Origin of the sequence: Oceanicaulis sp. UBA2681 (genome assembly GCF_002354675.1) — a bacterium.
In the GTDB taxonomy this organism is placed as follows: Bacteria; Pseudomonadota; Alphaproteobacteria; order Caulobacterales; family Maricaulaceae; genus Oceanicaulis; species Oceanicaulis alexandrii.
Map to the genome: position 1 here is coordinate 111,261 of NZ_DEMB01000010.1, position 12,606 is coordinate 123,866.

General features: G+C 63.1%; 15 protein-coding genes. 11 read left to right on the plus strand and 4 right to left on the minus strand.

Translation table 11 applies throughout. The annotated features are described in order from the left end of the window. The first annotated feature begins 173 nt into the window (after nucleotides 1-173). Together B3M53_RS07240 and B3M53_RS07245 are read left to right on the plus strand one after the other, a co-directional pair. The gene (locus tag B3M53_RS07240) at nucleotides 174-725 is read left to right on the plus strand and encodes an RNA polymerase sigma factor (RefSeq protein ID WP_022701992.1); all 552 of its coding nucleotides are present in this window, start codon (nucleotides 174-176) and stop codon (nucleotides 723-725) included. Further along, nucleotides 718-1,092 carry a DUF6768 family protein gene (locus B3M53_RS07245; protein WP_273020172.1) on the plus strand — a complete coding sequence of 125 codons (375 nt, stop codon included), beginning with the start codon at nucleotides 718-720 and terminating at the stop codon, nucleotides 1,090-1,092. The genes B3M53_RS07240 and B3M53_RS07245 overlap by 8 nt, the downstream gene beginning before the upstream one ends. Here B3M53_RS07245 and B3M53_RS07250 read toward each other — a convergent pair. The 4 genes from B3M53_RS07250 to rpsF form a co-directional block, all read right to left on the minus strand. After that, entirely contained in the window at nucleotides 1,089-1,565 is a 477-nt protein-coding gene (locus B3M53_RS07250) for a GNAT family N-acetyltransferase (protein WP_273020173.1), read from the minus strand. The genes B3M53_RS07245 and B3M53_RS07250 overlap by 4 nt on opposite strands. Before the next feature lie 76 nt (nucleotides 1,566-1,641). Next, a complete protein-coding gene (gene rplI, locus B3M53_RS07255; RefSeq protein WP_022701995.1) occupies nucleotides 1,642-2,262 on the minus strand; it encodes a 50S ribosomal protein L9 in 621 nt (206 codons plus the stop codon). 14 nt (nucleotides 2,263-2,276) lie between these two features. Continuing rightward, a complete protein-coding gene (rpsR, locus tag B3M53_RS07260; RefSeq protein ID WP_022701996.1) occupies nucleotides 2,277-2,531 on the minus strand; it encodes a 30S ribosomal protein S18 in 255 nt (84 codons plus the stop codon). Between the two features lie 13 nt (nucleotides 2,532-2,544). Continuing rightward, nucleotides 2,545-2,961: a 30S ribosomal protein S6 gene (gene rpsF / locus B3M53_RS07265; RefSeq protein ID WP_286800016.1), complete on the minus strand. Its 417-nt coding sequence runs from the start codon at nucleotides 2,959-2,961 to the stop codon at nucleotides 2,545-2,547. Nucleotides 2,962-3,143: 182 nt separating this feature from the next. Here rpsF and fabD point away from each other — a divergent pair, with 182 nt between their 5' ends. From fabD to B3M53_RS07310, 9 genes are all read left to right on the plus strand, one after another. Beyond that, on the plus strand, nucleotides 3,144-4,085 hold the full coding sequence (gene fabD, locus B3M53_RS07270) for an ACP S-malonyltransferase (RefSeq protein WP_273020174.1): 942 nt from the start codon (nucleotides 3,144-3,146) through the stop codon (nucleotides 4,083-4,085). A gap of 6 nt (nucleotides 4,086-4,091) precedes the next feature. Beyond that, nucleotides 4,092-4,829, plus strand: a complete 738-nt coding sequence (gene fabG, locus B3M53_RS07275) for a 3-oxoacyl-[acyl-carrier-protein] reductase (protein ID WP_273020175.1) — start codon at nucleotides 4,092-4,094, stop codon at nucleotides 4,827-4,829. Between the two features lie 186 nt (nucleotides 4,830-5,015). Then, nucleotides 5,016-5,252, plus strand: a complete 237-nt coding sequence (locus B3M53_RS07280; RefSeq protein ID WP_009800441.1) for an acyl carrier protein — start codon at nucleotides 5,016-5,018, stop codon at nucleotides 5,250-5,252. 15 nt (nucleotides 5,253-5,267) lie between these two features. After that, on the plus strand, nucleotides 5,268-6,557 hold the full coding sequence (fabF, locus tag B3M53_RS07285) for a beta-ketoacyl-ACP synthase II (RefSeq protein ID WP_022702000.1): 1,290 nt from the start codon (nucleotides 5,268-5,270) through the stop codon (nucleotides 6,555-6,557). Nucleotides 6,558-6,571: 14 nt separating this feature from the next. Then, nucleotides 6,572-7,624 (plus strand): endolytic transglycosylase MltG, encoded by a 1,053-nt coding sequence (mltG, locus tag B3M53_RS07290; protein ID WP_022702001.1) that lies wholly within the window; start codon nucleotides 6,572-6,574, stop codon nucleotides 7,622-7,624. Between the two features lie 15 nt (nucleotides 7,625-7,639). Continuing rightward, nucleotides 7,640-8,521, plus strand: coding sequence for a YicC/YloC family endoribonuclease (locus tag B3M53_RS07295; protein WP_273020176.1), 882 nt, complete (start codon nucleotides 7,640-7,642; stop codon nucleotides 8,519-8,521). Between the two features lie 5 nt (nucleotides 8,522-8,526). Next, nucleotides 8,527-9,183 (plus strand): guanylate kinase, encoded by a 657-nt coding sequence (gmk, locus tag B3M53_RS07300; RefSeq protein WP_022702003.1) that lies wholly within the window; start codon nucleotides 8,527-8,529, stop codon nucleotides 9,181-9,183. Nucleotides 9,184-9,246: 63 nt separating this feature from the next. After that, a complete protein-coding gene (locus tag B3M53_RS07305) occupies nucleotides 9,247-10,527 on the plus strand; it encodes a DUF2254 domain-containing protein (RefSeq protein ID WP_273020177.1) in 1,281 nt (426 codons plus the stop codon). Between the two features lie 70 nt (nucleotides 10,528-10,597). Further along, complete coding sequence (locus tag B3M53_RS07310; RefSeq protein WP_273020178.1) at nucleotides 10,598-12,586, plus strand: S9 family peptidase; 1,989 nt, start codon at nucleotides 10,598-10,600, stop codon at nucleotides 12,584-12,586. Nucleotides 12,587-12,606 lie beyond the last annotated feature (20 nt).

Below are 12,606 nucleotides of genomic sequence, written 5' to 3' on the forward strand. Positions count from 1 at the left end.
GAGTGATTCCCGGTCATCCACAGGCGGCTGTGGACAAGTCCGAAAGCCTCGCCGGAACAGTCGTAAAGCCATTGATCCGCGCGGGAAGGGGGATGTGCTGGGAAAAAGTGTTTGTGTCAATGAACCCGATTGGCTCCCCGTCGCACCTTGTCTCCTGAACGAAAGGACAGGGCATGAGCCAGGATCTTGAACGCGCACTGGACGGCTATCTCGCCGCCTCCGCCCGCACCGGCGACCGCCGGGCGCTCGGCGCGCTGGCGAGCCGCTGGACGCCGCGCCTGTCCGCCTTCGCCTGGCGCCTGATGGGCGATGCGGATGGCGTGGAGGAGGCGGTGCAGGATTCCTGGGTTGAGATCCTCAAAGATCTGCCGCGCTTAAGGGATGTGGACGCCTTTCCGGCGTTCGCGTTTCGCATTGTCCAGCGCCGTTGCGCGCGCCTGATCCGTCAGCGCCAGTCCGGCCGCCGCCTGAAAGCGGACGCCCAAGCTGAACCGCCGCCTGAATCCCATGATCCGGACCGGGCGGTGGACGCCTTGCGCATCCGTGAGGCCATGCGTGATTTGCCGCCTGAGCAGCACGCGGCGCTCTGGCTGTATCACATCCAGGGTTTGAACGTGGCGGAGATCGCCGCCGCGCTCGACGTCCCGACGGGCACGATCAAGACCCGTCTCATGCATGCGCGCCGGAAAATCGCCGCGCAACTCCAAGGAGGATCCGATGAGTGATCTCGACCGCATGATTGAAGACAGCCTGCGAGAGGCTGACGGCCGCTCGCCCCAGCTCGATCTCGAGCCGGGCTATTTCGCCCAGGCGCTCAGCCTGTTCACCGGCCGCACCGCTTGGGTGCACTGGACGATCATGATCGCTCAGGCGCTGATGTTCATCGGCGGGGCATTCTGCGCGGTGAAATTCTACCAGGCGGGCGCCGTGATGGAGGCGCTGCGCTGGGGGCTGCCCTCTGTGGTGCTTCTGGTGTTCTCCGCCATCTTCAAGAGCACGCTGGCGCCCAAGATGGAGACCAATCGCCTGCTGATGGAAATCAAGCGCGTGGAATTGCGCATCGAGCGGATGCGGTCCGAGCGGGAGGGCTAGATGGTCTTGAGATGCAGGACCATGCGGTGGTTCTGCATCTCGACCCCGTTGGGGCGCACGGTCTGGGTCTGCACCAGCGTCCAGCCGTGTTTTTCGAAGAATTTCCGCGCGATATGGCTGGCCTGAACGGTGAGGGTGGTCATGTCACGCCTGCGCGCCTCATCCAGGATCGCCGCGTGAAGCCACCCCGCCAGCCCGTCGCCTTTCCGGTCAGGCCTCACATAGGCCATGTCGAGCTCGCCCTCGGGCGTCAGGGTGAAGAACCCCGCAAGCCCTTGATCATCCTCGGCGACCAGAATGATCTGTCCTGACAGGCGCTCGGTCATGAAAGCCGCGCTTTTGGGGGCCGGGGACCAGGCCTGAAGCTGCGCTTCGTCATAGGCGCCGACCGCGCCGGTGTGGACGGCGTCATGCCACAGAAGACCCAGGCCAGCCATGTCTCCGCAATGGGCCAGGCGAATAGGGTTGGTCATAGAGGGGCTCCTTTAAACGAAAACGGGCGGCTCTGTGTGAGAGCCGCCCGTCATCTGATCAGAAGAGTGGAAAGCCCTAGCTTTCGGTTTCTTCAGTCTCTTCGGCGTCCGCATCGTTGGAGCCGTAATCATCGTCGTCGCCTTCGACGCCGGACTCTGCGAGTTCGACGGCCTGGGCTTCGGCCAGAGCGCGGTCTTCATCAGCGGCGGACGCGATCACGTCCTCGCCTTTGGCCTGACGCTCGGCTTCGTCCTCGGTGCGGGCGATGTTGATGGTGATCGTGGTGTCCACATCCGCGTGCAGAACCAGGCGCACTTCGTGCAGACCCAGCGTCTTGATCGCGGTGTTCAGGTCCACCATGCCGCGGGTGACCGCGAATTCCGGCGTGGAGGCTGCGTCGGCGATGTCACGGGTGGACACCGAGCCGTACAGCTGGCCGGATTCAGACGCCTGGCGGATCAGCACGAAGGTCGCGCCGTCCAGGTGAGAGCCTTCCTCGCGAGCCTTGGCGGCGCGCTCGGCGTTCAGCTTCTCGATTGCTTCGCGCTCGCGCTCGAAGCGTTCCATATTGGCGTTGGTGGCGCGCAGCGCTTTGGCTTGCGGCAGCAGGAAGTTGCGGGCGTAACCCGGCTTCACCGTCACCACGTCGCCGATGGCGCCGAGCTTTTCGACACGTTCAAGCAGAACAACTTGCATGGTCTTAAGCTCCCTTAATCGACGGCGTACGGCAGAAGGGCCAGAACACGAGCGCGCTTGATGGCGCGGGCGAGTTCACGCTGCTTCTTGGCCGACACGGCGGTGATGCGAGACGGCACGATCTTGCCGCGTTCGGACATGTAACGCTGAAGCAGCTTGATGTCCTTGTAGTCGATCTTCGGCGCATTTTCGCCGGAGAACGGGCAAACCTTGCGGCGGCGCTGGAACGCGCGGCGAGCAGGGACGTTGGAGATGGAGATCTCAGCCATGTTCCGGGACTCCCTAGCGGCGTTCGCGGCGCTTGCGGTCTTCGCCTTTGCGAAGCACAGCGCTCGGTTCTTCGTTCAGTTCGTCGACGCGGCAGGTCATGTAGCGCATGACGTCGTCGGCGAAGCGCTGGCGGTAATCGAGAGCTTCAAGCACCTCGTTGCCAGCTTCCATGTCCAGATAGCCGTAATGGCCTTTCCGGTTTTTGTTCATGCGATAAGCCAGCGTGCGCAGACCCCAGTATTCGGTCTTGTGCACCTTGCCGCCTTTTTCCTCGATCAGAGCCTTGAGCTCTTCGATCGAAGATTCCATCTGCGTCGGAGAAACATCCGGGCGCGCGATGAACACGTGTTCGTATTTGTTCATAAGACGTTGTCGTCCCTTCTGAAGGGCCGCGGCGCAAGCAACATCCGAAGGGCCGGATGGTCTCACGTCGGCTCCCCTGGTCCCGCCCGACACACAATGCCGAGACGGACCACGACCAGAGGACCGCAGCCGGTGAAGCCGCGGTGTATAAGCGAAGGCGGACGCGGGCGCAAGCGGGTCGAGACCTTGCCACTCAAGCTGCGCCCGGCTATCCCGCGTGCAATCAGAGTTGCGAGGGAGGACGCCGCATGGCGCTTGCATTCACTTTTCCCGGACAGGGCAGCCAGGCCGTCGGCATGGGCAAGGCGCTGGCGGACAGCTTCGCGTCGGCGCGCGCCGTCTTTGACGAGGTGGACGAGGCCCTGGGCCAGAACCTGTCCCAGCTGATGTGGGACGGGCCGATTGAAGAGATCACCCTGACCGAGAACGCCCAGCCCGCCATCATGGCGGTGTCGCTGGCGGCGATGGCGGCGCTGAAATCCGAGTTCGATGTGGATGTGACGGCGGCCAAATTCGTGGCCGGTCACTCGCTGGGCGAATATTCCGCTCTGTGCGCCGCGGGCGCATTGTCGGTTTCAGACGCAGCGAAGCTTCTGAAGCTGCGCGGCCAGTCCATGCAGAAAGCCGTGCCGGTGGGCCAGGGCGCCATGGCGGCGCTGCTGGGCGCCGAGATGGACCAGGCTGAGCAGGCGATCACTCAGGCCGCAACGAGCGGCATCGTGACCATCGCCAATGACAATGCGCCGGGTCAGATCGTGATCTCGGGCGACAAGTCGGCGGTGGACGCCGCGATCGCCGCGATCAAGGAGATGGGCGTGCGCAAGGCGATGCTGCTGCCAGTCTCCGCACCGTTTCACTGCCCGCTGATGCAGCCTGCCGCCGACGCCATGGCGGAAGCGCTCAAGGACGCGCAGATGTCCAATCCGTCCGTACCGGTCGTCACCAATGTCAGCGCCGGTCCGGTCTCGGATGCGGAAACGCTGCGCGCCCAGCTGGTTGAACAGGTCACGGGCAAGGTGCGCTGGCGCGAGAGCGTCGATGCGATGCATGCTGCTGGCGTGGAGCAATTCGTGGAGGCGGGCGCCAAGGTGCTCACCACCATGCTCAAGCGGCATATCAAAGAGGCGCAGGGCACAGCGCTTGTGACCGCCGAAGATCTGGAAGCCTTCGCAGCTTCCCTGAAGGGATAGATTTACATGTTTGATCTGACTGGAAAAAAAGCGCTCGTCACCGGCGCGACTGGCGGTTTGGGCTCTGCGATTGCGCGCTCACTGCATGCGGCAGGCGCCTCGGTGGCGCTGTCGGGCACGCGTGAGGCAGTGCTGAAAGAGCTGGCGGATGAGCTGGGCGAGCGCACGGCGGTCTGTCCGGCGAACCTGTCGGACGCTGACAGCGTCGACGCCCTGCCCAAGCAGGCGTCTGAAGCGCTCGATGGCCTGGACATCCTGATCTCCAACGCCGGCATTACCCGCGATCAGCTGCTGATGCGGATGAAGGACGAGGACTGGGACACGGTCATCAAGGTCAATCTGGAAGCCCATTACCGCCTGTCCAAGGCCGCAATGCGGGGCATGATGAAGCAGCGTTTCGGCCGCATCATCGGCATCACCTCCATCGTCGGCGTCACCGGTAATGCGGGTCAGACCAATTACGCAGCGTCCAAGGCCGGCATGATCGGTTTCACGAAAGCGTTGGCCCAGGAAGTCGCGTCGCGCGGCGTGACGGCCAATTGCGTGGCGCCGGGATTCATCGAATCGCCGATGACCGACGCGCTGACCGATGACCAGAAGGCGGCGATTCTCTCCACGATTCCGGCTGGCAAGCTGGGTCAGGGATCAGATATTGCAGCTGCGTGCGTGTATCTCGCCAGTGCGGAAGCCGGTTATGTCACCGGTCAGACCTTGCACGTGAACGGCGGTATGGCGATGATCTAGGCTTGATTGGTCCGGGCGCCCGGACCGACTTGCCAGACAGTGTGCGGCTGGCGTACGAGTTTTCGGCGTGTTATCAGCCCGCACGCTTCACGGGGGAAGGACTTGAACCTTCCTTGCGTAAACAACACCTAGGAAGCGCGACGCCCGCCGGGATGTCCGCAAAACAGAATTTGAAAAGGGACCGACATGTCCGACGTTCTTGAGCGCGTTAAAAAGATCGTTGTCGAGCATCTCGACGTTGAAGCCGAAAAAGTGACCGAGAAGGCTTCCTTCATCGATGATCTGGGCGCTGACTCTCTCGACAATGTCGAGCTGGTCATGGCGTTCGAAGAAGAATTTGATATCGAAATCCCCGACGATGCCGCTGAGCACATCCAAACGGTCGGTGATGCGGTGAAATTCATCTCCGAAAAGCTCGGCTAAGCCGGAGCATATCTCATGTCGAAGCGTCGCGTCGTCGTGACCGGGTTGGGGCTTGTGTCCCCGCTCGGCTGCGGAACTGAACATGTCTGGTCCCGGATTATCGCCGGGGAGTCAGGCTTGGCGAAGATCGAACACTTTGATGTGTCCGATCTGTCCAGTCACGTGGCGGGTATCATCCCGCGCGTCGACGGGCGCAACGGCGGGGGCGAAGGCGTCCCCGGGTCGTTTGACCCTGATGCGGTGATGCCCGCGCGAGATCGCAAGCGCATCGACGAATTTATCCTTTACGGCATCGCCGCCGCCGACGAGGCGCTCGCTCATTCCGGCTGGAAAGCGGAGAGTGAAGAGGCCAAGGAGCGCGCAGGCGTTCTGATCGGGTCCGGCATTGGCGGTCTTCAGACCATCTATGACGCCTCGGTCACGCTGCATGAGCGCGGACCGCGCAAGCTCAGCCCGTTTGTGATTCCGGCCATGCTGATCAACCTCGCCTCCGGCCAGGTCTCGATCCGTCATGGCCTCAAAGGCCCGAACCACGCCGTGGTGACGGCGTGCTCCACCGGCGCCCACGCCATTGGCGACGCCGCCCGTCTGATTGCCTATGGCGATGCGGACATGATGGTGGCGGGCGGCGCGGAAAGCGCCATCACCCGTCTCGGTTATGGCGGCTTCGGCGCAGCGCGCGCCCTGTCCACCGGCTTCAATGACAATCCCAAAGCGGCTTCGCGTCCCTGGGACAAGGACCGCGACGGCTTCGTCATGGGCGAGGGCGCAGGCGTTGTCATTCTTGAAGAATACGAAGCGGCGAAAGCCCGCGGCGCGACGATTTACGCTGAAGTGCGCGGCTATGGCCTGTCCGGTGACGCCCACCACATCACGGCCCCGGCCGATGATGGCGATGGCGGTTTCCGCGCCATGAAAGCCGCGCTCAAGAGCGCAGGTCTGACGCCTGCGGACATCGGTTATGTGAACGCGCACGGCACCTCTACGCCCAAGGGCGACGAGATCGAGCTGGGCGCGGTGGAGCGTCTGTTCGGCGATGCGGCGTCTGATCTGGTCATGAGCTCGACGAAATCGGCCATCGGCCACCTTCTGGGCGCCGCCGGCGCTGTTGAGGCCGTGTTCTCCATCCTCGCCATGCGCGACGGCATTTGCCCGCCGACGCTCAACCTGGACAATCCGTCTGTTGAGACGCCGATCAATCTGGCGGCCAAGGGTGCGGTGAAGAAAGAGCTTTCGGCGGTTCTGTCGAACTCCTTCGGCTTTGGCGGCACCAACGCCTCGGTCGTCTTCGCCAAAGCTGACTAGCGTCAGGATTGGTGATGGGCGAGACGCAGACCCCCGCCACGAAACCTGAAAAGACGCGCGGGGGACTTGCGCGCCTGTTGCTCTGGCTCGCCGGAATTCTGGTTGTGCTGGCGCTCATCGCGGCGGGCGCGGCCTATGGCGGCTGGGTCTGGATCAACCAGCAGTTCGTCGCGCCGGGGCCGGCTGCGGCCAATGAAACCGTGCTGTTGCCGCGCGGCGCCGGTCTGATCGCCATCGCTAACCAGCTGGAGCGCGAAGACCTGGTCGAGGACGCCCGGTTGTTTCGCGTCATGGTGATGATTGACGGCGGCGACCGTGATTTGCGGGCCGGCGAGTTCGCCATCCCGGAAGCCGCCTCCATGGTCGAGATCTACGACATTCTGCGCTCGGGCCAGACCATCCAGTATCCGGTGACGGCGGCGGAAGGCCTGACCACGGCGATGATCGCGCGCGTGGTTGAGGCTGCAGACGTTCTGACCGGTGAGATCGAGCGCTTGCCGGCCGAAGGCGCGCTGCTGCCTGAAACCTATCTGGTCAGCCGAGGCGACACGCGCCAGGGCGTGATTGATCGTATGCAGGCGGCTCAGGACGCGCTCATCGAAGAACTGTGGCCGAACCGGGCTGACGATCTGCCTTTCGACACGCCGGAAGAAGCGATCATCCTCGCCTCGGTGGTGGAAAAAGAAACCGGCATCGCCCATGAGCGTCCCATGGTGGCCTCGGTCTTCGTGAACAGGCTGCGCCGGGGCATGCGCCTTCAGAGCGATCCGACGATCATTTACGGCATTACACAAGGCGAGCCCCTGGGCCGCGGCATTCGCCGGTCCGAACTCGACAGCACGTCCAATCCCTACAATACCTATCAGATTGACGGTCTGCCGCCGACGCCGATCGCCAATCCGGGCCGGGACGCGATCGCCGCGGTCCTGAACCCGCCTGAGGGCGAGTATTATTACTTCGTGGCGGACGGCACTGGCGGGCATGCGTTTGCATCCAGCCTGGCCGAGCATAATCGCAATGTGGCGCGCTGGCGCCGGATTGAACGCGAACGCGCCCAAGGGGGCTAGCGGGAGGCTATCGCAATGACGCTGTCTGGCATGACAGGCTTCGCCCGGACTGAACGCTCGGGCGCGTACGGCTCCGTTTCCGTCGAGGCGAGGTCGGTCAACGGCAAGGGGCTGGATGTGCGCCTGCGCTTGCCCCAAGGGCTGGATGCGCTTGAAAATCCGATCCGTGAGCTGGCCAAGGCGCGTTTCACTCGAGGATCCATTTCACTCAATGTGACGCTGACGGCGCCGGACGCTACAGGCGAAGCCAGCATCGACCAGGCCCGGCTTCAGGCCTATGTGGACGCCACCGCCCATCTGGTGGATCGTGGCGGCGCCCGGGCGCCCTCCGTGGGTGAGCTGTTGGCGCTGAAAGGTGTGATCACCTCTGAAGACGCTGTGCTCAGCGAAGACCAGATAGACGCGCGCAACGCCGCCATTCTGGAAGCGGTCGAGGCCGCGTTTGACGGTCTGAAAGCGGCGCGGCTGGAAGAGGGCGCAGCGCTGAAAGGCATGCTCGACGCCCATCTGGGCGAGATCGCCGAGTTGCGCACCCAGGCCGCCGCGTGCGACAGCGCCATGCCGCAAGCCATAAAGGCGCGGCTTCAGGCCAAACTTGAAGACCTGCTGGAGGGGGCGGTTGATCCCGACCGTCTGGCGCAGGAAGCGGCCATGATGGCGGTGAAAGCGGATGTGCGCGAAGAGCTCGACCGACTCAAGGCCCATATCGACAGCGCGCACGGGCTCATCGAGGGGGGCTCGCCTTGCGGCCGGAAACTTGATTTCTTGTCTCAGGAATTCAATCGCGAAGCCAATACGCTGTGCTCGAAATCGAGCGACACTCAGCTGACCAATATCGGACTGGCGCTCAAGGCGACAGTCGATCGCCTGCGTGAGCAGGTTCAGAATGTGGAGTAGGCGCCATGCACGGTGATCATCTGTCCGGCCCGGTGTTTCGCGGTCAGCGGCGCGGCTTCATGCTGGTGCTGTCCAGCCCGTCGGGCGCAGGCAAGACGACCCTGTCCAAGCGGCTTCTGACCCAGAACCCCGATCTGGTGCTGTCTGTGTCTGCGACGACGCGTGAGCCTCGGCCGGGCGAAAAGCACGGCGAAGACTATTATTTCATGGAGCAGGGCGAGTTTATCGCCAAGACCAAGTCCAACGAATTCTATGAATGGGCGAAGGTGTTTGACCATTATTACGGCACCCCGAAGGGCCCTGTGGAAGAGGCGCTGGACGAAGGCCGTGACGTCATCTTCGACATTGACTGGCAAGGCGCCCAGGCGTTGGCTGAAAGCGCGCCTGAAGACGTCGTGCGCGTCTTCATCCTGCCGCCCTCGCTGAAGCTGCTTCGCGACCGCTTGCACAAGCGCGCCCAGGACAGCGACGAGGTGATCGAGGGGCGGATGAACCGCGCCAAGGCGGAAATCGAGCACTGGGCCGAGTATGATTATGTCGTGATCAATGACGACTTCTCGCGCGCGCTCGAAAAGCTCAGCCAGATCCTGCACGCCGAACGCCTGAAACGCTCCCGCCACCTCTGGCTTGAAGGCTTTGTCGACGCGCTGATGGAGGAATAGGGAACCGGACGCGCAGTTCAGGCGTTTCTGCTTATTGAAATCTCTGCGCAGAAAGACCCCTTCATGCTCTCCAGGGCCGAGTTTCTCGTCAATCGCGTGCTTCGGTCCATCTGGTTGCGCCCCGCCGCTTATGCGGCAGGCGCGGCGCTGGTCGTGCTGATCACGCCGCTGATCGACCCCTTCCTGCCATTTGAGTGGAAAGAGCTGGTCTCGACCGAGAGCAATGAAGCGGTGCTGACCATTCTCGCCTCCAGCCTTCTGGCGGTGGCGATTTTCTCGCTCTCCACCATGGTGGCGGCGTTACGCTCCGCCTCCAGCTCGGCCACGCCGCGCGCCCGCGCCTTGTTGGTCGAAGACGCCGCGGCGCAGAACGCCATCTCCACTTTTATCGGCGCGTTCCTGTTCAGCCTGCTTGGGGTGATCGGCAGCTTGCTGGGGCTGTATTCCGGATCCGGGCGCGTGATCCTGTTCGCCCTGACCGTGCTGCTGGTGCTGATCGTTGTGGCGACTTTGATCCGCTGGCTCGATCGATTGTCAAAGCTGGGCGACGTCACCGAAGCCATCCGCCGGGTGGAGGCTGTGGCCCAGACGGCCTTTGATCATGCGCCCGTGGCGCGCGATGTGGATGAAGCGCCAACCTTTGAAAGCGGCGTGGATTTACATCCCAAGGCGCCGGGCTTTGTGCAGAATGTGGCGCTCGAAAATCTCAGGGCGCTATGTGACCGTCTGGACTTGCAACTGGTCGTCAAAGCGCCGCCCGGCGCGTTTGCAGACGCTGGCGCGCCCTTGGCCCGTTTGTCGAAACCGGTCGAGGCCGCTGACGAGGACGCGCTGTGCGCCTGCTTCAATCTCGGATCGGATCGCGATTTCCGTTCTGATCCGTGCTTTGGGCTGATTGTCCTGTCGGAGATCGCGTCCAAGGCGCTTTCGCCGGGCGTGAATGACCCCGGCACCGCTATTCACACCATTCGCGCGATCCAGCGCGTCTTGCACAAATGGTCCGTCACCTTGGCTGAAAAGGCCGATGAGGACACGGACCCGGAGGATCAGACGCAGCGTGTTTTCTTGCCCGGCATCTCAGTGCGGCATGCGCTGGCATGCGGCTTTGACCCAATCTCCTTTGACGGCGCCAACCGGCCCGTCATCACCCGCACCTTGCTCAGCGCCCTGTCCGGCCTGAAGGCGCAAGATGAGGCGCTGTTCAGCGCTCAGGCGGATGAGTTGGCGCAGGCCATGCTCGCGAGGGCCCGGTCTGCGATCCCCCATGACGCCGACAAGCAGGCGCTGGTTGCGGCCGCCGAGCGGCTGGGGTTCGGACCTGAGGACGCCGGCGAGAGCCTTTAGGTTGGGGCGCTTCGCCTAAGTGTTGACGCGTGTTAACCTCTCTCCCGATGAAACCCAGGGGAGGGAATCCATGACCTTTAAAACCAGCCTGCTGATTGTCTCGAGCCTGTGTGTGCTAGCCGCCTGCGGTCCGGCCTCCACCGGCCCCGTCACCGTCAGCGCCTCTGAAGCGACCACCGCTACGGCGGTCTCTGTTCAGTCAGAGCCGGAGCTGGGCCATTCGGCCGAAGTGTTCTTCAACACCACCTCTTATGGCATGGGCGCGAGCTCAGGATATGCCTTCTCCAGCGAGACGGGCGAAATCCTGATTTCGTCTGATGAAACCGGGGTGATCAACGCCTATGCGCTTGACCCTGAGAGCGGCGATAAACGTGCGCTGACGGCGTCAGACACCAACGCCACCTATGCGCTGTCCTGGTTTCCCGAAGATGACCGCATCCTGGTGACCGCTGATGGCGGCGGGGACGAGCTCAATCATATTTATGTGCGTGAAGCCGATGGCGCCCTGCGCGACCTGACGCCGGGTGAGAACGTCAAGGCGAGCTTTATGGGCTGGTCCGCGGACGGCTCGCAGATCTGGATCAGCACTAATGAGCGCGATCCGGCCGCGTTCGATCTTTATGCCTATGACGCAGAGACTTATGAGCGGAGTTTGGTCTTTGAAAACGCCGAGGCGCTCGCCATGTCGGCGATCAGCCCGGACGGGCGCTGGCTGGCGCTCGACCGGCCGCGCACCTCGGCGGACAGCGACATCTTGCTGGCGGATCTGACTTCGGATGAAGCGCCTGTTCTGATCACCGAGCACGAAGGCAATATCGCGTATGGCGCCTATGACTTCACCGCGGATTCCTCGGCTCTGGTTTACGCCACCAACGAGTATGGCGAGTGGAACCAGGCCTGGACCTATGATCTGACCACCGGCGAACGCGCCCCGCTGATCGAGGCGGACTGGGACGTGATGTATGTAGGCTATTCGCCCAGCGGCCAGTACCGGGTCAGCGCCGTCAATAATGACGGCTTCACCGATGTGACCGTGCTCGACACGGCGACCGGCGAGACGGTCAGCCTGCCTGACAGCGTGCCTGCCGGTGATCTGGCCGGCGTCCGCTTCAATGAAGATGAAACCCAGATGGCGTTTGGCGTGACCTCATCGGTGGCGCCCAACAATATCCACTGGGTTGATCTTCAGACCGGAACGCATCGCCAGCTCACCGAAGCGCTCAACCCCGAGCTGAAGCCCGAAGACCTGGTGGAAGCCGAGGTCGTCCGCTTTGACAGTTTTGACGGCGTGACCGTGCCCGGCATCATGTACCGTCCGCACAATGCCAGCGCGGATACACCTGTGCCGGCGCTGGTCTGGGTGCATGGCGGGCCGGGCGGGCAAAGCCGGGCCGGCTATAGCGCCGCGATCCAGCACCTCGTGAACAATGGCTACGCCGTGTACGCCGCCAATAATCGCGGCTCGTCAGGCTATGGCAAAACCTTCTTCCATATGGATGACCGCCGTCATGGCGAGGAAGACCTGCAGGACATCGTGGCGGCGGGCGATTATCTGCGCTCGCTCGACTGGGTGCGCGATGACGCCGTGGGCGTGATCGGCGGTTCTTATGGCGGCTATATCACCGCCGCCGCTTTGACCTTCCACCCGGAAGCCTTTGACGTGGGCATCAATATCTTTGGCGTCACCAACTGGGTGCGGACGCTGGAATCCATCCCGCCCTGGTGGGAGAGCTTCCGCGAAGCGCTGTACGACGAGATGGGCGATCCGGCCACCGACGCCGAGCGTCACCGGGCGATCTCTCCGCTGTTCCACGCCGATCAGATCGTCAAACCCATGCTGGTGATCCAGGGCGCCAATGATCCGCGGGTGCTGCAGGTGGAAAGCGATGAGCTGGTCGCCGCGGCCCGCGAGAACGGTGCGATCGTGGAGTATGTGCTCTTCCCCGATGAAGGGCATGGCTTCCGCCGCCGCGAAAACCGCATCACGGCGTCAGACGCCTATCTGAGCTTCCTGGACGAGTATCTGGCGGGTGAAACGCCGGAAGGCGACAGCCAGTAAAACGCCCAGTCGTGCGGCCT

What these genes read in the sequence shown, in the direction of transcription:
- fabG (WP_273020175.1), top strand. Translation starts at nt 4,092, where the DNA reads ATGTTTGATCTGACTGGAAAAAAAGCGCTCGTCACCGGCGCGACTGGC.
- B3M53_RS07245 (WP_273020172.1), top strand. Translation starts at nt 718, where the DNA reads ATGAGTGATCTCGACCGCATGATTGAAGACAGCCTGCGAGAGGCTGAC.
- rplI (WP_022701995.1), bottom strand. Translation starts at nt 2,262, where the DNA reads ATGCAAGTTGTTCTGCTTGAACGTGTCGAAAAGCTCGGCGCCATCGGC.
- B3M53_RS07240 (WP_022701992.1), top strand. Translation starts at nt 174, where the DNA reads ATGAGCCAGGATCTTGAACGCGCACTGGACGGCTATCTCGCCGCCTCC.
- B3M53_RS07250 (WP_273020173.1), bottom strand. Translation starts at nt 1,565, where the DNA reads ATGACCAACCCTATTCGCCTGGCCCATTGCGGAGACATGGCTGGCCTG.
- fabF (WP_022702000.1), top strand. Translation starts at nt 5,268, where the DNA reads ATGTCGAAGCGTCGCGTCGTCGTGACCGGGTTGGGGCTTGTGTCCCCG.
- gmk (WP_022702003.1), top strand. Translation starts at nt 8,527, where the DNA reads ATGCACGGTGATCATCTGTCCGGCCCGGTGTTTCGCGGTCAGCGGCGC.
- rpsR (WP_022701996.1), bottom strand. Translation starts at nt 2,531, where the DNA reads ATGGCTGAGATCTCCATCTCCAACGTCCCTGCTCGCCGCGCGTTCCAG.
- B3M53_RS07295 (WP_273020176.1), top strand. Translation starts at nt 7,640, where the DNA reads ATGACGCTGTCTGGCATGACAGGCTTCGCCCGGACTGAACGCTCGGGC.
- B3M53_RS07280 (WP_009800441.1), top strand. Translation starts at nt 5,016, where the DNA reads ATGTCCGACGTTCTTGAGCGCGTTAAAAAGATCGTTGTCGAGCATCTC.
- B3M53_RS07305 (WP_273020177.1), top strand. Translation starts at nt 9,247, where the DNA reads ATGCTCTCCAGGGCCGAGTTTCTCGTCAATCGCGTGCTTCGGTCCATC.
- fabD (WP_273020174.1), top strand. Translation starts at nt 3,144, where the DNA reads ATGGCGCTTGCATTCACTTTTCCCGGACAGGGCAGCCAGGCCGTCGGC.
- B3M53_RS07310 (WP_273020178.1), top strand. Translation starts at nt 10,598, where the DNA reads ATGACCTTTAAAACCAGCCTGCTGATTGTCTCGAGCCTGTGTGTGCTA.
- mltG (WP_022702001.1), top strand. Translation starts at nt 6,572, where the DNA reads ATGGGCGAGACGCAGACCCCCGCCACGAAACCTGAAAAGACGCGCGGG.